The 21,580-nt window shown below is 69.1% G+C and carries 20 protein-coding genes; 8 read left to right on the top strand and 12 right to left on the bottom strand.

The window, feature by feature from the left end:
• Window positions 1-120 precede the first annotated feature (120 nt).
• Window positions 121-3,741, bottom strand: coding sequence for a family 43 glycosylhydrolase (locus SK224_RS08600; protein WP_320434739.1), 3,621 nt, complete (start codon window positions 3,739-3,741; stop codon window positions 121-123).
• Between the two features lie 252 nt (window positions 3,742-3,993).
• Between SK224_RS08600 and SK224_RS08595 the strand changes: the two genes are divergently transcribed.
• Entirely contained in the window at window positions 3,994-4,434 is a 441-nt protein-coding gene (locus tag SK224_RS08595) for a GNAT family N-acetyltransferase (RefSeq protein ID WP_320434307.1), read from the top strand.
• Window positions 4,435-4,452: 18 nt separating this feature from the next.
• Here the strand turns inward: SK224_RS08595 and SK224_RS08590 are convergent, their stop codons facing one another.
• The 11 genes from SK224_RS08590 to SK224_RS08540 all read right to left on the bottom strand — a co-directional run bounded on the left by SK224_RS08590 (window position 4,453) and on the right by SK224_RS08540 (window position 13,434).
• Window positions 4,453-5,016: an NYN domain-containing protein gene (locus SK224_RS08590; protein WP_320434738.1), complete on the bottom strand. Its 564-nt coding sequence runs from the start codon at window positions 5,014-5,016 to the stop codon at window positions 4,453-4,455.
• Between the two features lie 62 nt (window positions 5,017-5,078).
• Complete coding sequence (locus SK224_RS08585; protein WP_320434306.1) at window positions 5,079-6,128, bottom strand: zinc-dependent alcohol dehydrogenase family protein; 1,050 nt, start codon at window positions 6,126-6,128, stop codon at window positions 5,079-5,081.
• 9 nt (window positions 6,129-6,137) lie between these two features.
• The gene (locus SK224_RS08580; protein WP_320434305.1) at window positions 6,138-6,743 is read right to left on the bottom strand and encodes a YdeI/OmpD-associated family protein; all 606 of its coding nucleotides are present in this window, start codon (window positions 6,741-6,743) and stop codon (window positions 6,138-6,140) included.
• Window positions 6,744-6,785: 42 nt separating this feature from the next.
• A complete protein-coding gene (locus tag SK224_RS08575; RefSeq protein WP_320434304.1) occupies window positions 6,786-7,343 on the bottom strand; it encodes a ribonuclease H in 558 nt (185 codons plus the stop codon).
• A gap of 25 nt (window positions 7,344-7,368) precedes the next feature.
• Entirely contained in the window at window positions 7,369-8,274 is a 906-nt protein-coding gene (locus SK224_RS08570; protein ID WP_320434303.1) for a rhodanese-related sulfurtransferase, read from the bottom strand.
• 17 nt (window positions 8,275-8,291) lie between these two features.
• Window positions 8,292-8,510, bottom strand: coding sequence for an SCO4848 family membrane protein (locus SK224_RS08565; protein WP_320434302.1), 219 nt, complete (start codon window positions 8,508-8,510; stop codon window positions 8,292-8,294).
• A 19-nt stretch (window positions 8,511-8,529) separates the two neighbouring features.
• Window positions 8,530-10,023, bottom strand: coding sequence for an amidohydrolase (locus SK224_RS08560; RefSeq protein WP_320434301.1), 1,494 nt, complete (start codon window positions 10,021-10,023; stop codon window positions 8,530-8,532).
• Entirely contained in the window at window positions 10,020-10,655 is a 636-nt protein-coding gene (locus SK224_RS08555) for an FMN-binding negative transcriptional regulator (protein WP_320434300.1), read from the bottom strand. The genes SK224_RS08560 and SK224_RS08555 overlap by 4 nt, the downstream gene beginning before the upstream one ends.
• 7 nt (window positions 10,656-10,662) lie before the next feature.
• Window positions 10,663-11,658, bottom strand: coding sequence for an Fpg/Nei family DNA glycosylase (locus SK224_RS08550; protein ID WP_320434299.1), 996 nt, complete (start codon window positions 11,656-11,658; stop codon window positions 10,663-10,665).
• Complete coding sequence (locus SK224_RS08545; protein ID WP_320434298.1) at window positions 11,658-12,203, bottom strand: ribose-5-phosphate isomerase; 546 nt, start codon at window positions 12,201-12,203, stop codon at window positions 11,658-11,660. The genes SK224_RS08550 and SK224_RS08545 overlap by 1 nt, the downstream gene beginning before the upstream one ends.
• Window positions 12,204-12,240: 37 nt before the next feature.
• Window positions 12,241-13,434, bottom strand: a complete 1,194-nt coding sequence (locus SK224_RS08540) for a ferrochelatase (protein WP_413816770.1) — start codon at window positions 13,432-13,434, stop codon at window positions 12,241-12,243.
• Between the two features lie 140 nt (window positions 13,435-13,574).
• On the opposite strand from SK224_RS08540, the gene pepN reads away from it, so the two are divergent.
• From pepN to SK224_RS08505, 7 genes are all read left to right on the top strand, one after another.
• On the top strand, window positions 13,575-16,115 hold the full coding sequence (gene pepN / locus SK224_RS08535) for an aminopeptidase N (RefSeq protein WP_320434736.1): 2,541 nt from the start codon (window positions 13,575-13,577) through the stop codon (window positions 16,113-16,115).
• Between the two features lie 136 nt (window positions 16,116-16,251).
• On the top strand, window positions 16,252-17,163 hold the full coding sequence (locus tag SK224_RS08530; protein WP_320434297.1) for an ABC transporter ATP-binding protein: 912 nt from the start codon (window positions 16,252-16,254) through the stop codon (window positions 17,161-17,163).
• Window positions 17,160-17,999 (top strand): ABC transporter permease, encoded by an 840-nt coding sequence (locus SK224_RS08525; RefSeq protein ID WP_320434296.1) that lies wholly within the window; start codon window positions 17,160-17,162, stop codon window positions 17,997-17,999. The genes SK224_RS08530 and SK224_RS08525 overlap by 4 nt, the downstream gene beginning before the upstream one ends.
• Before the next feature lie 10 nt (window positions 18,000-18,009).
• Window positions 18,010-19,257, top strand: coding sequence for a sensor histidine kinase (locus tag SK224_RS08520; RefSeq protein ID WP_320434295.1), 1,248 nt, complete (start codon window positions 18,010-18,012; stop codon window positions 19,255-19,257).
• Window positions 19,254-19,943 carry a response regulator transcription factor gene (locus tag SK224_RS08515; RefSeq protein ID WP_320434294.1) on the top strand — a complete coding sequence of 230 codons (690 nt, stop codon included), beginning with the start codon at window positions 19,254-19,256 and terminating at the stop codon, window positions 19,941-19,943. Before SK224_RS08520 ends, SK224_RS08515 begins: the two co-directional genes overlap by 4 nt.
• A 10-nt stretch (window positions 19,944-19,953) precedes the next feature.
• Window positions 19,954-21,123, top strand: a complete 1,170-nt coding sequence (locus SK224_RS08510) for a mechanosensitive ion channel domain-containing protein (protein WP_413816769.1) — start codon at window positions 19,954-19,956, stop codon at window positions 21,121-21,123.
• Window positions 21,120-21,578, top strand: coding sequence for a globin (locus SK224_RS08505; protein WP_320434293.1), 459 nt, complete (start codon window positions 21,120-21,122; stop codon window positions 21,576-21,578). Before SK224_RS08510 ends, SK224_RS08505 begins: the two co-directional genes overlap by 4 nt.
• The last annotated feature ends 2 nt before the right edge of the window (window positions 21,579-21,580 follow it).

The raw sequence follows: 21,580 nt of genomic DNA, 5'->3' as shown, positions 1-21,580 counted from the left end.
GCCACACAGCCTGAGTGCGACCCGCGACACCGCACGTGCAGGGGGACGCCGCCCTTGAGGACGACGTCCCCCTGCCTCACCCCGAGGACGCCTCGGGCGCGAGCCGCGGAAGCTCGGCCGCTACGACGACGGGGTGGTGCGCCTGGTGCGTCGACGGCGCCACACCACAAGAGCTCCGAGCGCCAGCAGGACGGCGGCGCCGAGCAGGATCACCGCGACTCCGGCCGCATCCCGCCCGGTCACGGCGAGGGAACCGTCCGCTGCCGTCACGGTGACCGGTGCCCATCCGATGACGGAACCGTCGGCGCCGGCGACGGCAACGCGATGCGCTCCCAGACTCGTCGTCCCGGGCACGCTGACGGTGACGGTCCTCGCCGCACCGACCGTGGCCTTCCCGAGGTAGGTCGGTGTCGAGAACAGCCAGACATGAACTTCGGTGCCCGGCTGAACACCCCCGAGCGTCAACGTCAGCGCCTCGCCCCGCCGCACTGTCGCCGGCGCGGTGACCGCGCCCCGCAGCTGCGCGGTCAGGTCATCGACAGAGGGAGCCACGACACCCGTCGGCGCGGTGGGCTGCGTCGAGGTCGACGACGGGCTGGGTGACGGCCCGTGCACGCCGGGCACGATCACCGTTTGCGCGGCCTCGATGTTCCCGACGACATCGACCGCTCGATAACCGACGAGGCTCGCACCGTCGCCGACCGAGACCACTCCGTCCGAACGCGACCAGGACCCGGTGTCGCCGATCCGATACTCGATCCGGTCGATTCCCGCGTGCGCGTCGACCGCGGTCAGGCGCACGGTGCGCGCCACGGCGTCCACCGTCGCCGTGGTGACAGGAGCGTCGACGTCGATGGAGAAGGATGCGGTGCCTCCCGATTCCGCGACCGGCTCACCCGCAACGCTGGCGCGGTAGTCGACGGTGTGCGCTCCGGAGTCGGTGACCACGATCTCGTCCTGGTACTCCGACCAGCTTCCGCCGTCGATCCGGCACTCGATGTCGGCCTTCGCCCGCTCGTTGAGTGCCAGCGCGACCGACACCGTGGCGGGATACCAGCCTGAGACCTGAGCCGCATCCGATGTCAGGTCGGCCGAGACGACCGGGGTCGGCACGGGCAGCTCCTCGAGATCGGCGATCGCGCGATTCAGGGCCTGGGCCGGAGCATCGACCTCGTTCTGCGTCGTCGGCCCCGAGACGGACGTCGCCCACGCCAGCGCTGCCTCCACGCGCGCCCACGATGCATCGGTGAAGTCGCGCCGGTCCAGACCCGACGCCTCCCGGATGAGCCAGTCGAGGTCGCTCGTGTCCACGGCGACTCCGTCGGCGCTCAGCACATCGGAGAGGTAGAAGTAGTCGAAGTCGGCGTGCCCGCCGGTCGTCTGTTTCGCGTAGCTGAACAGGCCGAACCGCTGCCCCTTGAAGTGCTTCGACTCCCACGAGGCGCGCTTCGGCTGGGCTCCTCCGAGCGCGTTCCAGGTGACGCCGTCCCAGCTGTAGAGGAATCGCACGGTGTTGCGATCGGCGCCGGACTTCCGCATGTTCAGGTCTGCCTTCAACAGCACCGTGGTCGTTCCGGCCGGAACGGCCACGCTCGCCACGAAGTCCTCCGCTGTCGCGATCGACTCCTGGTCGGTGTAATCGCGCACCGGACGGTTGACGACGCCGAGTGTGAACTGCCCGTTCTGCTTGGCCACGCCGATGTAGCTCACCTGCCGGTTGTAGACGGCGAGCCCTGAGACGTCGCCATCGTTGAGCGCACCGAAGTCGAGCCTGGTCTGGGCGGACGAGGCCGGGGCGAACGTGCGCTGCGAGAGGGTGTTGCGCGCCTCCTCGAAGTACGTCAGTTGATACTGCTTGTTCGCCTTACCGGTCACGACGCGTCCGTTCGTGAGACGCAGCCAGCCATCGCGATCGGTCAGCGACCAGTATCTGTTGTCCGCGTTGTGCCCCCACTGCCACGGCAGTGCCAGGTGGGAGCCGTTGTCGGCGCCCTCTTCGGCCGTGTAGTGGTCTGGGACGGCCCGCGCTCCGACCATCGACACGTCGTCGATGAAGAAGATGTCGGGCACGATGGCCGAGTCGACGGTCACGATCGAGACCTTCGCGTCGGCGACATCCAGCTCCGCAGGGACCGTGAACTCACCGGCGACCTGGACGAACGTCGTCGCTGCAGAGGCCGAGCCCTTCGGCACGCCCGCCTGCGCCATCACGTAGGAGTGACCGCTCGCGTCGCTGAGGGTGAGCGCGAAGGTCGCGGGATCCGCACCGGCGTCGCGATAGTGCACCCACGCGGAAACCGCGTACGTGGCGCCGCGCTGGAGTGTCGTCACAGTCTGGGATGCGCCGGCACCATCGGTCGTGCGACCGTTGACCTTCAGCGACATGGAACCCTGGTGGCGCGTGGAGTAGCCGAGTCCGAGCGTCGTTCCGCCCAGCGGCTGCCACCCCGTCGTACCGCCCTCGATCGTGCCGTTGGCGATGTGCTCGCCTCGGGACTCCGGCACCACGACCTCGGGTGCGGGCACGTTGGGGTTGTGGAAGTCCCGTTGCTCGGCGTCGTTGTCGAACCGGTCGGAGGTCACGACGCTCGCCGACTCTGCCTTGCGCCTGTCTGCCGCGTCCAGGGTGACGGGCATCGGCTGCGCGCCGGGCAGAGGCACCTGGGAGCTCCCGTAGACGCCGGTTCCGAACACGGGCCAGACGTCCTTGTCCGCAGCGTCCCACGAGACGGGCACGAGAACGGGGACCCGGCCGGTCGGGTAGTCGTCGCCGAACAAGAGCGCCCACTGCGGCGTCGCGGAGTCGCCCGTGCCGATGAAGCCGCCCTGCGCGACGAGATTTGAGCCCACGGCGACCCGAACTTCATAGGGGTCGGATGCGGCGGCGCCGAGCAGACTCTTGGAACGCAGCACGATGGCCTGGCGCCCGTACTTTCCCCAGGCGATGCCGAGGACGTAGTAGTACCCGTTGATGTACTCGACCTGGTTCCCCTCCCAGCCGCCACCCATGACCTCGGACGTGCTCAGGCCGGTGTTGTTGATCGCGGTGGTGGTGGTCGCCGCCACGCGGTCGCTGATCACGCTGTGCAGGTCGGGGCTCATCTGGGCGATCTGCATCGAAGAGCTGCCGTAGACGATGTACGGAGTGTCACCGTCGAAGAAGATGTTCGGATCGTGGAAGCTGCGGTTGTAGCTGTGCTTCTCCCACTGTCCCTTCTCGATGTCGGTCGTCGTGAAGAGGTACGCGTGACCGTTGTTGTTGCTGTTCATCAGCGCGTAGAACGTACCGTCGTGGTAGCGCAAGGTGCTGGCCCACTGTCCCTGTCCGTACGCGCTGTAGCCGTTGCGCAGCGCGTTGGTGTCGGTGACCTCCATGACGTCGTAGACGTAGTTGACGATCTCCCAGTCCACGAGGTCGTAGGAACGCAGGATCGGGGCGCCGGGGGTGAGCTCCATCGTCGTGGAGATCATGTAGTAGGTGTCCCTGTCAGCACCGGCCGTGCCCGCCGGCACGCGGATCGTCGCGACGTCGGGGACGTCCGATCCGATGATGGCGTTCGTGAACGTGCCCGCGGCGGTCTGGGTAGAGGTGAAGCTCTTCCCCTGGCCCGACCAGGGGTCGTCATCCGCTGCTCGCGCAGCCGCCGTGCTCACGACCGCACCGGAGACGGTGGTCGCGACCGCGGCCGTCAGAGCTGCCGCTCGGGTCAGGAGGCGCCCTGCGCGCTTCCTCGGGTTCATGATCGTCACTGATGTCTCCCCTTCCGCGCACCATCGCGCCGCATCGTGCCGCCCTCCCGGCGCCACGAACAGCCGCCGCACTCGGGCCTCGCCTCTTCAGGACGCGGGGCCGAACGATCTTCGTCCGGTGGGCGACGCCTGCATGTTAGCGAGAACAATCACTAATGGGCAACACTTTCTCTGACACCTGTCGCCCAGCGAAGACGACACTGCCCGACGACCGCGTCGAGGCGGCGGCTCTAGGCTGGTCGGATGCTGGAGACCCTCGCCGTCCGCACCGAAGACCACGCCGTCTGGCTCGAGCTCTGGCAGGGCTACCTGCAGTTCTACGAGACGGAACTCACCGACGATGTCACGCGCTACACCTTCGACCGCATCGTCGATCCCGCATCCGGGCTCGAGGGCGCGATCGCCTGGCAGGAGGGGCGCGCAATCGGGCTCGTGCACTGGCTGACACACCAGGCGACGTGGTCCAGGGGCGATTACTGCTACCTCGAGGACCTCTTCGTCTCCCCCGACGCACGCCGGTCCGGCGCGGGCCGCTCGCTCATCGGCCACGTACGCGACTGGGCGAAGGATGCGGGCTGCAGCAAGGTCTACTGGCTGACGTCGGAGACGAACGCCCGTGCTCGGTCACTGTACGACCAGGTCGCGACGCGCAGCGGATTCATCCACTACCAACTGTCCCTCTGACCCGGCGACGGCTCTCGCTCAGCGCAGGAACTGCGTGGGGTCGAACTCGTCGATCGGGATCACGCGGATGCGCGGCAGGGGCGCATCGAACGCCTGCGCGTCGTACTCGATGTCGAAGAAGGTGATCCCGCCGAGTGCGGCATAACCGGTGTTTCGGAACTCGTTGAACGCGAGCACTCCGACTCGCCGCTCGCCGTCGGCGAGAGGTGCGAGATCCTCCACGAAGTCGCCGTCGTGGCTGACGAGCACCACGTCGTCGTCGCGCTCGTGGAGGGCCCGCAGGGTGCGCTGGATGGCGATGTCGACGACCTTCGCGTCCGCCGGGCCCGACAGCGGGACCGGCTCGAAGCCGAGAGCCGTCAGCGCTTGGACGAAGGTCATCGGCAGGTTCGTCGAGGCGTTCAGGAAGAAGAGGCCGCGCGCGTGCCCTCCCCAGGTGCGCTCGACGAAGGCGAGCAGGCGATCCCAGCGCGGGCGCTCGTCCGGCTGCGGGCGGCGGCCGAGGATGGAGCCGCCCAGTGTCGCGTCGATGTTCTCCCCGTCGACGAGAAGCCAGGTCGTCCCCTGCGCCTGCGCCACCATGTCGTCTCCTGTCGCCACCGACTCGCTCACTCCCTCGCCCGCTGGGCGCACCACGCGCCGACTCACGGACGCAGCAGGACCTTCGTCGCCCGGCGCTCGTCCATGGCTGCGTACGCCTCGGCGGCATCGCGCAGCGGAAGTTCGAGATCGAACACGAGGCCGGGTCGGATCGCGCCCGAGCGCACGTCGGGCAAGAGCTCCTCGATGTAACCGCGCACCGGCGCCACACCGCCGTTGACGCCCACATTCGACCCGAACATCGTGCGCACGGGCAGCTCGGGACCGCCGTTCGGGACGCCGACGTAGCCGACCATGCCGCCCGGGCGGGTCGAGCGCAGCGCCTGGTCCATCGACTCCTTCGTGCCGACGCACTCGAGCACGCGATCGGCGCCGATGCCGCCGGTCAGCTCCCGCACCTTCTCGATCCCCTCTTCGCCGCGCTCGGCGACGATGTGCGTGGCGCCGAACTCGCGCGCCAACGCCTGTCGCTCGGGGTGGCGTGACATCGCGATGATCGTCGTCGCACCCCGTCGCTTCGCGGCGATGATCGCGCACAGACCGACGGCGCCATCGCCGACGACGGCCACGCTGTCACCGGGGCTCACCCCAGCGGAGACCGCGGCGTGGTGTCCCGTACCCATGACATCGCTCAGCGTCAGCAGCCCCGGGATCTCGTCGGGCTCCACCGGGCCCGGGACGACGGCGAGGGTGCCGTCGGCGAGGGGAACGCGCACGAACTCGCCCTGACCACCGTCGGCGAAGCCGTCCTCACGCACGTCGCTGCCCCACCATCCGCCGTTGAGGCAAGAGGTACTGACGCCGTTGCGGCAGTTGACGCACGTGCCGTCGCACACGTAGAAGGGCGCGATGACGAAGTCGCCGGCGCGGACGTTCTCGACGGCGTCGCCGACCTCCTCGACGACACCGACGAACTCATGACCGATGCGGTGCGGGCGCTCCGTCGGTGTCACTCCGCGGTAAGGCCACAGATCCGAGCCGCACACGCACGCGGCGACGACGCGGACGATCGCGTCGCGCCCCGTGGACAACTGCGGTCGCGGGACCTCTTCGACGCGGATGTCACGGGCGGCGTGGATGACGGTTGCGAGCATGATCCGAGCCTACGTGAGCCGGGGGCCGCGCGGCTCACCGATCGGATGCGGCGTCTTCCCCGCGGCCAGCATCCCGACGAGCCGCGCGACGCGCCCCGCCCGCGCAGACGGCGTGGCCGTCGCGACCCGGTGCAGGACCGCATAGCGGTTCGTCGCATCCAGGCGTGCGAAGAGCTCCGCTGCGGCGGGCTCGGCGGCGAGTGCGGCCAGGAGGTCATCGGGCACCTCTATCGTGGCCGACCCGGCGTAGGCGCGCTCCCATCGCCCGTCCTCTTTGGCGCGGTCGATCTCTGCCTGCCCGCGCGGGCGCATGCGTCCCGCATCGATCAACGCGGCCACGAGCGTGAGGTTGCGCTGCGACCAGAGCGATGCACGACGGCGAGGGGTGTAGCGCTGCAGGAACGTCGCCTCGTCGCGCCCGCGCTTCTGACCATCGATCCAGCCGCTGCACAGCGCCTCGTCGAGCGCTCCGTCGTACGTCAGAGTGGTGGGCTCAGTGGTGCCCTTCTTGGCGAGGACGAGCCACACACCCTCCTCGTCGTGCTCGTGCTCGTCGAGCCATGCGCGCCAGGCGGTGGCATCGGCGACGATCAGGGGGTTGTCGAGGGTGTGCACGCCCCCATCCTGTCGCGCGAGAGCCGACCGCGCGAGAGCAGATCAGCGGGCGCGATCGCCCGCGCTGCGCGGCGGGTCCACGCTGACATCCAGCGGCTCCAGGCCACGAAGCGACGTCCACACGAGCTCCTCGCCCTTCGCCGCGTGCTGAGACGCGCGGACCGCACGCTCGTCCGCCCAGCTGTTGAGGCGATGCCCGCGGTGTCCGCGGACGTGTTCGAGAACGACGTCGGGAAGCCCCGCCGCACGCCGCGCGTCACGCACCTCGATGAGCTGTTCGAGGATGTCGCGGTTGGCGGTCGGTTTCTTGGCCGAGGTCACCCATCCGCGACGAGCATGACCATCCATCCACTTCGTGTAGGTGTCGATCGCGTACGTCGAGTCCGCCTGCACGATGAGCTCGGGCACCTCGAAGTGATCCCTGATGGCGTACAGCAGTCCCAGCAACTCCCCGATGTTGTTCGTACCGCTGGGGAGCGAGCCTGCGGCCCACTGGCCGTCCTCGCCCACCCACGCCCACCCTGCGGGCCCCGGGTTCCCCTTGCACGCCCCGTCGGTCGCGACGGTGTAACGAGAGAGAGCGGCGTCAGTGGAGGACATCCGTCCATCTTCTCAGGGGTTCTGTTCAGCCCGCCACGAGCTCCGGATGGTGGCTGCACGCCGTGCTCCCCTCGCACGCTTCGCAGCGCACCACGCGATCGGGGCACCCGACGATCGCGCAGTCGATCATCCGAGAGGTGGATGTGCCGCATCCGGTGCAGCGGCCGATGTGCTCGGCGTCGGCTCCGAACGTCATCGCCTGCCTTCGGTCGAAGACGTAGAGCGACCCTTCCCAGAGCCCGGCGTTGCCGAAGGTCTCGCCGTATCGGACGATGCCGCCCTCGAGTTGATAGACCTCCTGGAAGCCGCGCGCCGTCATCAGACTCGAGAGCACTTCGCACCGGATGCCGCCGGTACAGTACGTGACGATCGGCTTCTCCTTCAGATGGTCGTATCGTCCGGAGTCGAGTTCCTCGATGAACTCCCGGGTCGTGGAGACATCGGGCACGACGGCACCGCGGAAACGTCCGATCTCGGCTTCGAACCCGTTGCGGCCGTCGAAGAAGACCACATCGTCGCCGCGCTCCTCGACGAGCTTGTGCACGGCTCCGGGTGTCAGGTGCGTGCCGGTGCCGACCACGCCGTCTGCGTCCACGCGCAGTTCGTCGGGAGCACCGAAGGTGACGATCTCGTCACGCACCTTCACCGACAGTTTCGGGAAGTCGAGGCTGCGCCCCTCGTCGTCGAGCCCAGTGCCCTCCGACCACTTCAGATCGAGACCGCGGAACGGCTCGTACTGTCGCGTCTTGCGCGCGTAGGTCTTGACCGCGCCCAGCTCGCCGCCGACGGTGCCGTTGATGCCGTGTCTCGAGATGAGGATGCGACCGCGCAGTCCGAGTAGCTCGCACAGGTCGCGCTGCCACAGGCGCACGGCCTCGGGGTCGGCGATCGGGGTGAACCGGTAGTACAGCAGGATCTTCGAGATGGCCACCGAGACAGCGTAGGCGCTCAGCCCGCCACGAGAGCCCACACCGCCGCACCCGCCGACACGACGGCCAGGACGAGGGCCGTACCGATCAGCACCGCATGGACGATGAGAAACCGCGTCGGGCGTCCCGCGGCGTCGCGCGCCCGCGCATCCTTCGCGACGCGACCGTAGAAGCGCGGCCAGACCACGACGTTGTAGACCGCGTTGACGAGCAGGAGCACGGCGAGCAGGACCATCATGTCCCGAGCGTAATCGCCCTCAGAAGGCGTGGGTCACACGTGCATCCAGGATCGTACCCACGACCTCCATCCCACGCAGAGCTGCCGGCTCCGCGGTCCGCGGGTCCGCCGCGAGAAGCGCGAGATCCGCGCGTTGCCCGACGGCGATCGTATCGGGATCCGCGGAGCCGCGATGAGTGGATGCGGCCAGGGCGACGTCCACCGAGACGGTCTCGTCGGGCGCCCAGGGTTCGCGCCCGTCGCGCGTGCGGGACGCAGCGGCCGCGATGGCACGCCACGGGTCGAGCGGGGAGACAGGAGCGTCCGATCCGAAGCGGAGGTCGACTCCCGCGGCCCACAGTGAGCGCAGCGGGTACGGACGCGCCGTCTGCGTCGCCCAGATGCTGTCGGTCAGATCGCGGTCGTCGAGCGCATGCTCCGGCTGCACGCTCGCCGCCAGCCCCAGTCGGGCCATGCGCGGGATGTCGGACGCAGCCACGAGTTGCGCGTGTTCGATGGTGCCGTGTGCACCGGTCGCCGCGTACGCGTCGAGGGCATGACGCAGCGCATCGTCTCCGATGGCGTGGATCGCGCAGTCGAAGCCCGCTCCCGTCGCCCGCGTCATGATCTCGCGCAGATCACCCGGTGTGATCGTGAGCAGCCCGTGCGGATGCGTCCCGTCCGCGTAAGCGACCGAGCACGCTGCCGTGCGGGTGCCGAGGGACCCGTCCGTGATCGCCTTGAGGGGACCGACCGTGACGAGGCCGTCATCGTCGCCACGCAGGACGTCCCCGCTGCGCAGGCCCGCCGCGATGGCACGGTCGAGGAGATCGGGGTAGACGCCGAACTCCACACGCAACTGATCGAAGCCGGCCGACCGTCGTCGCTGCCACGAGGACTCGTTCCACACCATGTCGAGGTCCACCACGCCGACGACACCGCGGGCGGACGCGGCCGCAGCCATCGTCGCCACCGCCGCATCCGCGATCTGATCCGGAAGCTCGTTGAGGCGCCGGGACATCTCGAAAGCCGGTCCCTCGCGCAGGACCCCGTCGTCACTCGAGACGCCTTCGCGCGCGAGCGCTGCAGAGTTGAGCCACACGCTGTGCACATCGGCGTTGATCAGGTAGCTCGGGATGTCGCCCGTCGCCGCGTCGAGCACCTCGAGTGAAGGCACGTCGGGCCAGAGGGCGTCACGGAAACCCGTTCCCACGCGCCGACCGTCCACACCCGGGGCCGCCCGCCCCATCCGGGCCGCCGCATCCGTCGCCGAGACCGCGTCCCCGAGCGGCTCGCGCAACGCCGCCAAGGCCCATTGCGTCACGTGCACGTGATGATCCCAGAGACCCGGGATGACGAAGGCGCCGTCGGCGCGATGCACCGCGCCACTCAACCGGAGCGCCCCGGCAGGCGCGATGTCGGCGATGCGCCCGTCCTCAAAGACGATGTCGTACACCTCCGCGCCCGGCAGGAGCTCGGCACCCGGTCCCGCGATCCGCACGTCGGCGACCGCGTCGATGCGGGGCCGGGTCATACCTCGCGCCGCGCGCGCCGGGCGCGGGCCATCTCGTCGGCCAGTGCCGGATTCGCGTGGGGTCCGTCGGCGCGCAGCATGTCGACGATGTGGTCGACCACCTCCGCCGGCCGATTCTGGCTCAGCTTCCGCTTGGCGACGACCGAGCTCGGAGTGAGCCGGAACCCGACCGTGCCTCGCTCGAGGCGATGGACGAACTCGGCGTCGTTCGGTCGCTCCCACATCCGGCGCGGGGACGGCATCGGCGACTCGAACCGGTCGACGAGACGGTCGAGCACCCGCAGGTTCTCGTCGGTGTCGAGCAGTTCGGGGATGCCGCTCAGATGCGCGGCCACGAAGTTCCAGGTGGGCACCGCGGGCACGTCGCCGTACCAGCCCGGCGACACGTAGCCGTGCGGCCCCTGGACGACGATGAGCAGCTCGCGCTCCCCCAAGCCGTGGATCGTGTCGTCGGGCTTGCCGACGTGTGCCACGATGCTCAGATCGTCCCTGTCGTCATCGAGCAGCACCGCGTAGTGCGATGCGACAAGACCGTCGGGCCCCGCGCTGACGAGCGTCGCCCACGGGTTCTGCTCGATGAGCCGCCGGATCTCCGCGACGTCGGTCATCGCGAAGCTCGGATTCTGTCTCACGGCATCCTCACTTCTGGCACACCGGACACCAGTAGAGCTTCCGCGCGCCCATCTCCTCCAACACGATCGACGTGCCGCTGATGCGGCAGGGCAGACCCGCACGGTGGTAGACCCAGTGACGATCGTCGCGATGCGCCATGGCCCGGCGCCACTCATCAGGGGTGAGGTCGTCCATCGTCATCATCTGGCCGGTCTCGACCCCGATGCGCAGCAGCCTCACCCAGTCGCGCCACAGCCCGCGGACGAGCTCCTCGGGCACGTCGCGCCCGGGAGTGTGCGGGTCGAGGCGGGCACGGAACAGAAGCTCGGCGCGGTAGACGTTGCCTATGCCGCTCACGACGCTCTGGTCCATGAGCAGGAGTCCGATCGGCGTGGGCTTGCGCCGGACCACACGCGTGAAGCGCTCCTCGCTCTCGGCGACGTCGTCGACGAGGGGATCCGGGCCGAGCTTCGCGATGACCGCCTGCACCTGATCGGGGGCCAGCACCTCGCACGCCGTGGGTCCGCGCAGGTCGGCGCAGGTGGTCTCGGTCAACAGCCGCAGCCGCACCTGGCCCACGACCGGGGGCGGCCAGGTCGCGTCGGTGTCGTCGAGTCCCGACGTCTGCTCCGACATGCGCACGTGCCCGCGAGCCTTTCGAGGCGCACCGATGGAGCTCAGCGAATTCTCACCGGCGGCGTCCTCGATGCGCTCCGTGTCGGTCCCCCGCTGGTTCGTCTGCCCCATGCGTCCGTTGGCGGAGGCGATCGTCGGGTCGACGAGGATCTCACCCGAGAAATCCCACGCGCCGTACATCCCGAGATGCACCCGCAGCCACAGATCCCCCTCGAACTCGAGGAACATCTGCTTGCCGACGGCGCGCACGGACAGCGCCTCACGACCGTCCAGCAGCGCGGCCCCCTCGGCGAATCGCCCCTGCGGGCTCGACGCCTGGACCCGGTGTCCGACGACGTTGCGATCGAACTGCCGGGCGATCCGATGAACGGAATGGCCTTCGGGCATCAGCCCGCTTCCGGGTCGAAGCTGCTGGACGCGTCGGCGAGCACGTCGGGGCGCGCGCGACCCGCACGCGGGTCGGGAAGAAGCGAGCCGTCGCGCTCGAAGTCCGCGATCTGCGCGATGCGGCGCACGTGCCGCTCCTCGTTCGAGAACGGCGTGGCGATGAAGCGGTCGATGAAGGTCGTCGCCTCCTCGAACGTGTGCTGACGCGCGCCGATCGCGATGACGTTCGCGTCGTTGTGCTCGCGCGCGAGCTCGGCCGTCGCGATGTTCCAGACCAGCGCCGCCCGGATTCCCGCGACCTTGTTCGCCGCGATCTGCTCGCCGTTGCCCGAGCCGCCGAACACGATGCCGAGCGTCTCGATGCCGGCCGACTGATCGCGAACGACCGCCTGAGCGGCGCGGATGCAGAACGCCGGGTAGTCGTCGACCGGGTCGTATTCCAGAGGCCCGTGGTCGACGACGTCGTGACCGGCTTCGGCGAGGTGGTGCTGCAGGCGCGTCGAGAACTCGAGGCCGGCGTGATCCGTGGCGATGTGGATGCGCATGATGCTCATCCTAGGGATGCGCCCGCCCGCCCCGCACTCACGGCGCGACGCCGGCGGCTGCGGGCTTGAAGCCCGCCCTGATGTTCTCGCAGCAACCGGGTCGGCACACGTCGAACCACGGACCGAGCGAGGTCCGGTGCGGACGCTGATCGGCCGGCCTACCGGCGAGTCGTTCCGCGATCAGATCCACGAGTCCCGACACGTATGCGGGATCGATGCCGGGCGTCGGTGTGCGGACGGCACGGATGCCGACCTCCTCCGCCGTTTCCATGGCCTCCGTGTCGAGGTCCCACAGGACTTCCATGTGGTCGCTCACGAAGCCGAGGGGCACGATCGCCACAGCCGTGACCCCGGCCGCGGCGAGCTCCGTGATCTCGTCGTTGATGTCGGGCTCGAGCCAAGGCTGGGATGCGGGACCCGAACGCGACTGGTAGACGAGCTTCCACCCGATCTCCGGTGCCGACTGCGCCATGACGACCTCCGCGACCGCCAGGTGCTGGGCCTCGTAGGCGCCGCCGGGGCCGAAGTCGCGGTCCCGCGGGCCGGAGCGCTGTGCGTCGGCGGTCGGAATCGAGTGCGTCGAGAACAGCACGCGGATCTGCTCGGCGGGCACACCGTCGGCGAGAAAGCCCGAAACAGCCTCCCGGACACCCTCGACGAAGGTCGACACGAAGCCCGGGTGGTCGAAGAACTGACGCACCTTGTCGATCGTCACCTTCTCGCCCAGGTTCGTCGCTTCCAGGACGCGCGCGAAGTCCTCGCGGTACTGGCGGCAGCTGGAGAACGAGCTGTAGGCGCTCGTCGCGACCGCCAGCAGGGTCGTGTGACCGGCATCGGCCGCCTCCTGCACGGCCTCCTCCAGGTACGGGCCCCAGTTGCGGTTTCCCCAGTAGACCGGCAACGCGAGACCGCGACGGGCGATCTCCGCCTCGAGCGCGGCCTTCAGCGCGCGGTTCTGTGCGTTGATGGGACTCACGCCGCCGAAGTGGCGATAGTGGTGCGCCACTTCCTCCAGGCGCTCGTCCGGGATGCCGCGCCCGCGCGTCACGTTGCGCAGGAACGGGATGACGTCATCCTGCCCCTCGGGCCCCCCGAACCCGGCGAGCAGGACGGCGTCGTAGGCGGTGGGCTGCTCGACCCAGGGCGGACCGCTCGCGGCGTGCGCCGATGCGAAGGGCACAGGGGTGCCGGGCGTCTCGGTCTGGAGAGGGGTCTGTTCAGGGGAAGTCACGCCAACATCCTCCCACCGCCGACGGATCGGGCCGGAGCGATACCGCCGATGCGCAGCAAAACCGTAGGCTGGAGGTCTCGCCCGTGTCGCCAGCAGCGATGCCGTGCCTTTCACACCCTCACCCCATGGGAGCAAACGCAGTGCCTGGAGAGAACCTGACCCGGATCGAGGCGCAGGAGCGCCGCGCGGTCGTCGACACCGAGTCGTACGAGATCGCGCTGGATCTGACCACCGGAGCGGAGGTGTTCCGCTCGACCAGCACCATCCGTTTCGCCGCCACCGAAGGCGCTTCGACCTTCGTCGACCTCATCGCCGAGCGCGTGCACCGGATCACACTCAACGGCGTCGACATCGACCCCTCTGCCTTCGCGGACTCCCGCATCCAGCTCGAGAATCTGGCCGCCCACAACGTACTGACCGTCGATGCCGACGCGCGATACACCAACAGCGGTGAGGGCCTGCACCGGTTCGTCGACCCGGTCGACGGCGAGGTGTACCTCTATTCGCAGTTCGAGGTGCCCGACTCGCGGCGCGTGTTCGCCGTGTTCGAGCAGCCCGACCTGAAGGCGACGTTCCAGTTCACGATCACCGCTCCCGCTTCATGGCAGGTCGTCTCCAACTCCCCGACGCCCACGCCAGCGCCCGCGGGTGACGGCATCGCGACGTGGACGTTCGAGCCCACGCCCCGTATCTCGTCATACATCACCGCGCTCATCGCCGGCCCCTACGAGGTCACGCGCTCCGAGCTCACCAGTTCGTCGGGCCGCGTCATCCCGCTGGGCGTGTTCGCGCGCAAGAGCCTCTGGCAGTACCTCGACGCCGACTACGTGTTCGAGAAGACCCGCCAGGGCTTCGCGTACTTCGAGGAGAAGTTCGGCGTCGCCTACCCGTTCGCGAAGTACGACCAGCTCTTCGTGCCCGAGTTCAACGCCGGTGCGATGGAGAACGCGGGCGCCGTGACCTTCACCGAGACCTACGTCTTCCGCAGCAAGGTCACGGATGCAGTGAAGGAGCGTCGCGTCGTCACGATCCTCCACGAGCTGGCCCACATGTGGTTCGGCGACCTCGTCACCATGAAGTGGTGGAACGACCTCTGGCTGAATGAGTCGTTCGCCGAGTGGGCATCGACGATCGCCACCGCCGAGGCCACGGAGTGGACCGAGGCATGGACGACGTTCAACGCGATGGAGAAGTCCTGGGCCTACCGCCAGGACCAGCTGCCGTCGACGCACCCTGTCGTCGCCGAGATCAACGACCTCGAGGACGTGCAGGTCAACTTCGACGGCATCACCTACGCCAAGGGCGGTTCCGTCCTGAAGCAGCTCGCCGCGTGGGTCGGCGTCGAGGCCTTCTTCGCCGGCGTGTCCGCGTACTTCCAGAAGCACGCCTGGGGCAACACCGAGCTGCCTGATCTGTTGACGGAGCTCGAGTCCACCAGTGGTCGCGATCTGTCCGGCTGGTCCAAGAAGTGGCTGGAGACGGCCGGCGTGAACACGCTCACCCCCGCGGTGGACGAGTCCGTGGACGGCACCATCAGCAAGTTCTCCATCATCCAGACGGCTCCGGCGGACTACCCCACGATCCGTCCGCACCGTCTCGGCATCGGCTTCTACGACCTGCAGGGCGACGCGCTCGTGCGCGTGCATCACATCGAGCTCGATGTGGACGGCGACCGCACCGACGTCGCAGAGCTGGTCGGCCACCGCCGCCCCGACCTCATCCTGCTCAACGACGACGACCTGGCGTACGCAAAGATCCGACTCGACGACCGGTCGTTGGCCACCGCCGTCGCTCACCTGTCGAAGATCAGCGACCCGCTCGCCCGCTCCCTCGTGTGGGGTGCCGCCTGGGATCAGACGCGGGATGCGGAGGCGTCCGCCTCGGAGTACGTGCAGCTCGTCCTCGGCAACATCGCCACCGAGACCGAGTCCACAACCGTGCGCACGACGCTCGCGCAGCTGCAACTGACCGCGAACGCCTACGTCGACCCCGCCAAGCGCGATGCGACGCGTGTCGCCGTCGCCGACGGTCTCTGGGAGCTCGCGCAGGGCGCCGCCGCGGGAAGCGACAGCCAGCTGCAGTTCGTGACCGCCTTCGCCTCGGCCGCAGCGACCCCGGAGCACTTCGCACGCGTGCAGAGCCTGCGCGAGGGCGGACTCGTCCTCGACGGTCTCGAGATCGACGCCGACCTGTCCTGGGCACTGCTCGTCTCGCTCGCAGCGGGCGGGCTCGTCACCAGAGCCGACATCGACGCCGCCCTCGCGGCGGACAACACGGCCAAGGGCGGCGAGTTCGCCGCTCAAGCGAAGGCGGCGCTGCCCACCGCAGCGGCCAAGCAGGCCGCATGGGACGCGCTGGTCGGTTCGGACGACCTTCCCAACACCGTCGTCCGCTCGGCCGCTGCGGGTTTCACCCACCCGGCCGGTCGCGAACTGTTGGCCCCGTTCGTGTCGACCTACTTCGACATGCTCCTGCCGGTCTGGGAATCGCGCAGCTATCAGATCGCGAACTACCTCATCGTGGGCCTGTACCCGGCGCCTCTCGCCGATGTCGCGCTACGCGACGCGACGCGCGCCTGGCTCGTCGAGAATCGCGACGCACCGGCGGCGCTGCGCCGCCTGGTCGCCGAGAACCTCGCCGGCGTGGAGCGCGCCCTGTCCGTCCAGGAGGCGGACGCCTGATCGACTGATCCAGAACGCCCCGTCGACCCTGTCGACGGGGCGTTCTGTCGTCTCCGCCCAAGGGACGAGGCTCATCGGTCGAGATCGGTACCACAGGGGGACGCGACGGCGACGTGCCGCCTCGTAGCGTGGAGCCATGATCGTCGCAGAGAACCTCACCAAGCAGTTCGGGGACAAGCACGCCGTCTCCGATGTCAGCTTCACCGTCCAACCCGGCAAGGTCACCGGTTTCCTCGGCCCCAACGGCGCCGGCAAGTCCACCACCATGCGCATGATCGTGGGCCTCGACCGTCCGACGCACGGCACCGTCACCGTCGACGGCGAGGACTACCGAAGGATGCGCTCGCCCCTCACCCGCGTCGGCGTGCTCCTCGACGCCAAGGCCGTGCACACCGGCCGCTCGGCACGCAACCATCTGCGCGCGCTCGCGGCCACGCACGGAATCCCCACCTCGCGCGTCGACGAGGTCATCGCGCTGACAGGTCTCGAGTCCGTCGCGAAGAAGCGCGCGGGCGGGTTCTCGCTCGGCATGGGCCAGCGCCTCGGTATCGCCGCGGCGCTGCTGGGCGACCCGCAGACGCTGATCCTGGACGAGCCGGTCAACGGTCTCGACCCCGAGGGCGTGCGCTGGGTACGCCAGTTTGTGCGCCACTACGCGAGCGAGGGGCGCACCGTCCTGCTCTCCAGCCACCTCATGAGCGAGATGGCGATCACCGCCGACCACATCATCGTTCTGGGCAAGGGCCGCGTCCTCGCGGACGCACCGGTGTCGAAACTGGTCTCCGAATGGACGAGCACCCGCATCCGCCTGCGCAGCCCCCGGCTCGCGGAGCTGATCCCCCTCATCTCGGGAGCAGGCGTCGAGATCACCCAGACCGAGCCCGGAACGGCCGACGTCGTCGGCGCGCTGCCGGAAGCCGTCGGCGATGCCGCGGCAGCTGCCGGCATTCCCCTTCACGAGCTGAGCCCGCAGAGCGGTTCGCTCGAAGACGCCTACCTCGCCCTCACCGGCGAATCCGTCGAGTACAAGAGCAAGGAAATCGCATGAGCGCCACCATCACCCCCGCGCGTCGCGTCACCACGACGGACGCGTCGTACCGTCTCTCCTTCCCGCGACTCGTCCGCAGCGAGACGCTCAAGCTCCTCACGCTGCGTTCCCCCTGGTGGTCGATCGCGATCGTCGCGGTCCTCTCGATCGGCTTCTCGCTGCTGATGGCGTGGGCGATCACGAGCTTCGACGGCGGACCTCAGGGCGACAACGGTTCGCTGGCCACGATGGTGATCCTCGCGCCGACGACCTTCACGATGCTGCTCGCCGTGATCCTGGGCGCCATCCAGGTCACCGGTGAGTACTCGACCGGGATGATGCGCTCCACCCTGACGGCTGCGCCCGGACGACTCGGGTCGCTCTTCGCGAAGACGGTCGTCGTCGCCGGATTCGTCTTCGTCTCCAGCGTCATCATCTTCGCCATCGCCGCCGTGGCGACCGCACCGATCATGGCGCGCAAGGACCTCGGGCTCGACCTCTCGAATCCGGAGGTATCCGTACTCCCGCTGCTCGCCGGCGCCCTCACCATGGCTGTCATCGCGATCATCGGCGTCTCGACGGGCTACATCCTCCGCAACGGTCCGGGTGCGATCGCCCTCGGCGTGGGCCTCGTGTTCGTCCTGCCCATCGTCCCCGCCTTCTTCGCCGCACTGCCCGGATGGGGCTGGGTGCAGGATGCCGCGCGTTTCCTGCCCTCGAACGCCGGCCAGCTTCTGATGGGCACGGGCGGCGGAAGCAACCCGCTCGAGCCGTGGGCGGCGAGCCTCACCCTCGTCGCCTGGGTCGTCGTCGGCCTCGTCGGCGCGAGCGCAGTGCTGAAGAGCCGCGACGCGTAGAGTCGAGCGGATGAGCAAGCGCGGTCGGGCCGTCGCCGGGGCGGAGAGCACTCCTCCCGACGACGGCCTGCTGCTGCCGCGACCTCCCGGCGCCATACGCCGGTACTGGTCGCGGCATCCGCGTTTCGCCGACGCGCTCATCGCCTTCTTCGCCTTCGTCCTCTCCGGCCCGGGCCTGGTCGCTGCCGCTCCCCTGGATCCCGCCTGGGCTCCCTTTGGGATGATCGTCTCGATCGCCGTCCCGGCGAGCACCGCGATCGCGCTGTTCTGGCGGCGGCGCTTCCCGATCGCGGTGTTCATCGTCGCCGCACTCCCCTACCCTTTCGCCCCATACCCGATGCTGCCGAGCGGCGTCGCCCTCGCGATCGCCGTGTACTCGCTGTCCGTATACCGCTCCAGTCGCGCCGCCTGGGCCAGCGCCGGCATCCTCGCTGGCGCCCTCGTGGTCTCCGGTCTGGTGCGCGTCGTGCTCGGCGAGAGCTGGTCGATCGCGATCGGCACGACCGTCGCCACCATGGTGATGCTTTTGATCGGAGCGCTTCTCGGCGCGAACGTCGGCGGCCGCAAGCGCTACGTGGAAGCCCTCATCGATCGCTCCCGTCAGCTGACGATCGAGCGCGACCAGCAGGCACAGCTCGCCACTGCGGCCGAGCGCACCCGTATCGCTCGCGAAATGCACGACATCGTGTCGCACTCGCTGACGGTGATCGTGGCGTTGTCGGAGGGCGCCGCGGCGACAACAGACACCGAACGTGCCCGCTCCGCTGCCCGCACCGCCGCCGACACCGCGCGCGGCGCCCTGATCGAGATGCGGGCGATGCTGGGGGTGCTGCGCACCGATGACGCCGGCACCGCCCCCCTCGCGCCCCTCACCGCTCCCTCACCGCGGGAGGTCGTCGCCACAGCGCAGGGCGCGGGCTACCCGGTGGTGCTGCGCACCTCCGGACGCCCGAGCACGCATGCGCCGACCACGGAGCTGGCGATCGGCCGCGTCGTGCAGGAGGGGATGACGAATGCCATGCGGCACGCGCCTCGCGCGACGGAGGCCGTCGTCGAGATCCGCGAGGATCCGGATGCGGTGCGCATCAGGATCATGAACGACGGTGTCGCCGCAGAACGCGACGAAGAGACGGCCGGCTTCGGGCTTCGCGGACTGACCGAGCGCGTCGCCCACGCCGGGGGCACCCTGCGCACCCGACGCGGCGACGGCACCTGGACCCTCGACGTCTGGCTGCCGACAGAGGAGAACTCCCGATGAAGGATCCCATCCGCATCCTGCTCGTCGACGACCAGGAACTCATCCGGCTCGGCTTCCGCATGGTGCTGGACGCCGAGGACGATCTGGAGGTCGTCGGCGAAGCCGCCGACGGGGAGACCGCTGTCACGGCCGTGGCGACCCTCGAGCCCGACGTCGTGCTCATGGACGTGCGGATGCCGGGCGTCGACGGCATCGCCGCGACGGAACGCATCGTCGCGGCCAACTCCGACGCCCGTGTCCTCGTTCTGACCACCTTCGATCTGGACGAGTACGCGTTCGCCGCACTACGCGCGGGGGCGAGCGGGTTCCTGCTGAAGGACGCGCAACGTCACGAACTCATCTCGGCGATCCACGCGGTGCACCGGGGCGACGCCACCCTGTCGCCGCGTGTGACGCGCCGCATGATCGAGCTGCTCGGCACACCACCCGTGCGCTCCGCGGCGCCCGACCCGACCGAGACCCTGACCGAGCGCGAGCGCGAGGTGTTCCTCGCGATGGCTCACGGCGCCACGAACGCCGAGATCGCGGGGGCACTGTTCCTGGGCGAGTCAACCGTCAAGACGCACGTCGGCCGCATCCTCGCCAAACTCGGCGCGAGAGACCGCGTGCAGGCGGTCGTGATCGCCCACCGCGCGGGACTCGTCGACGGCGACGGCGTCCAGCTCGGTGAGAGCCGCACTCAGTAGCATCGAGAACGTGACGCACACCTTCGTCTTCGATCCGAACGACCCGGCGTTCTGGCCCGGTATCGGGTCGTTCTTCACCACCGCCGGATTCAAGGCGCTCGGCGTCCTCGCCATCATCGTCGGCGCCATCGTCGTCTCCTGGATCCTCCGCGGGGTCATCCACCGTGTCGTGGAGCGCATCGTGTCCGGCGCAAAGAGCAAGGCGCAGGTCACCGACACCCAGGCGCTCGATCGCTCGCCGCTCGCCGCGGTGCGGCTGGTCCAGCGCACCCGCACCCTGGGCTCGATCCTGCAGAACATCGTCAACGTGACGATCGTCATCATCGGCATCATCCTGATCGTCAACATGATCGACTCCGACATCCTGGGCTCCTTCGCGCTGCTGACCGCGGCGATCGGTGCGGGGCTCGGCTTCGGTGCGCAGAACATCGTGAAAGACGTGCTCAACGGCATCTTCATCGTCGCGGAAGACCAGGTGGGGATCGGTGACGTCGTCGACCTCGGTCTCGCCACCGGCGTCGTGGAGTACGTCAGCGTGCGCGTCACGCACGTGCGCGACGTCAACGGCACGCTCTGGTACGTGCGCAACGGCGAGATCACCCGCATCGGCAACATGTCGCAGGGGTGGTCACGCGTCATCATCGACCTCTCCGTCCGGGCCGACGCCGACCTGGATGCGGTGGAGAAGGCGATGCTCGACGCCGCGAAGCAGCTCGCCAAAGATCCTAAGTGGCGCACGAGGATCATCGAACAGCCCGAGATCTGGGGGTTGGAGTCGATCTCCGGGGACGCGCTCGTGATCCGGCTCGTGATGAAGACCCGCTCGAACGCCAAGGACGACGTGGCGAGAGAGCTCCGGGTGCGCCTGAAGCGCGCGATGGACGCGATGGGCATCCAGCTGCCGCTGCTGAACTCGATCATGCTGAGTGGCCTCGAGGCGGCGGGGCGCGTGCGCGGGGCGAACCCTCCCCGCACCAAACCGATCCCCGTCGCGGCTGACGAACGCCCGGTGTGGCGACCCAAACGGATGGGGCGGGGCGCGCGCGCCGTCGCTGACGCGACGCCCCCGGCTGAGGGGGGCGAACCCGCCGAAGAGCGAGCACCCGCCACCGAGAACGCTCCGTCCGCCGCGCCGCGAAAGCCCCGAAAGCCCCGTACCCCGCCCGAGGAGTCCGCATGAGCGAGCAGCCCGTCACCTTCTACGATCAAGTCGGGGGCCACGCGTTCTTCACGAAGCTCGTGGACGCGTTCTACGAGGGCATCGCCGACGATGAGGTTCTGCGGCCCATGTACCCGGAGGCCGACCTTGGCCCCGCCAAGATCCGTATGCAGACCTTCCTCGAGCAGTACTGGGGCGGACCCACCACCTACAGCGAGCAGCGGGGGCATCCGCGACTGCGCATGCGCCACGCGGCCTTCCACGTCGATCCGGATGCTCGCGACCGGTGGCTCGCGCACATGCGGCGCGCGGTCGATGCGTGCGAACTGCCGCCGATCCTCGAGGCGACGCTGTGGGACTACCTGCAGCGCGCGGCCTATGCCATGGTGAACACGTTCGAGCCCGCAGGTATCGGACCTGCGGCGGGGACACGCTCCTCGCTCCCGGTCGATCCCGCGGCGACCACGAAGGAGTGACC

The sequence above is a fragment of the Microbacterium sp. BG28 genome (assembly GCF_034044005.1).
Lineage (GTDB): Bacteria > Actinomycetota > Actinomycetes > Actinomycetales > Microbacteriaceae > Microbacterium.
The sequence above is the reverse complement of the archived record's forward strand: the minus strand, read 5'-3'. Positions and strand labels throughout refer to the sequence as shown.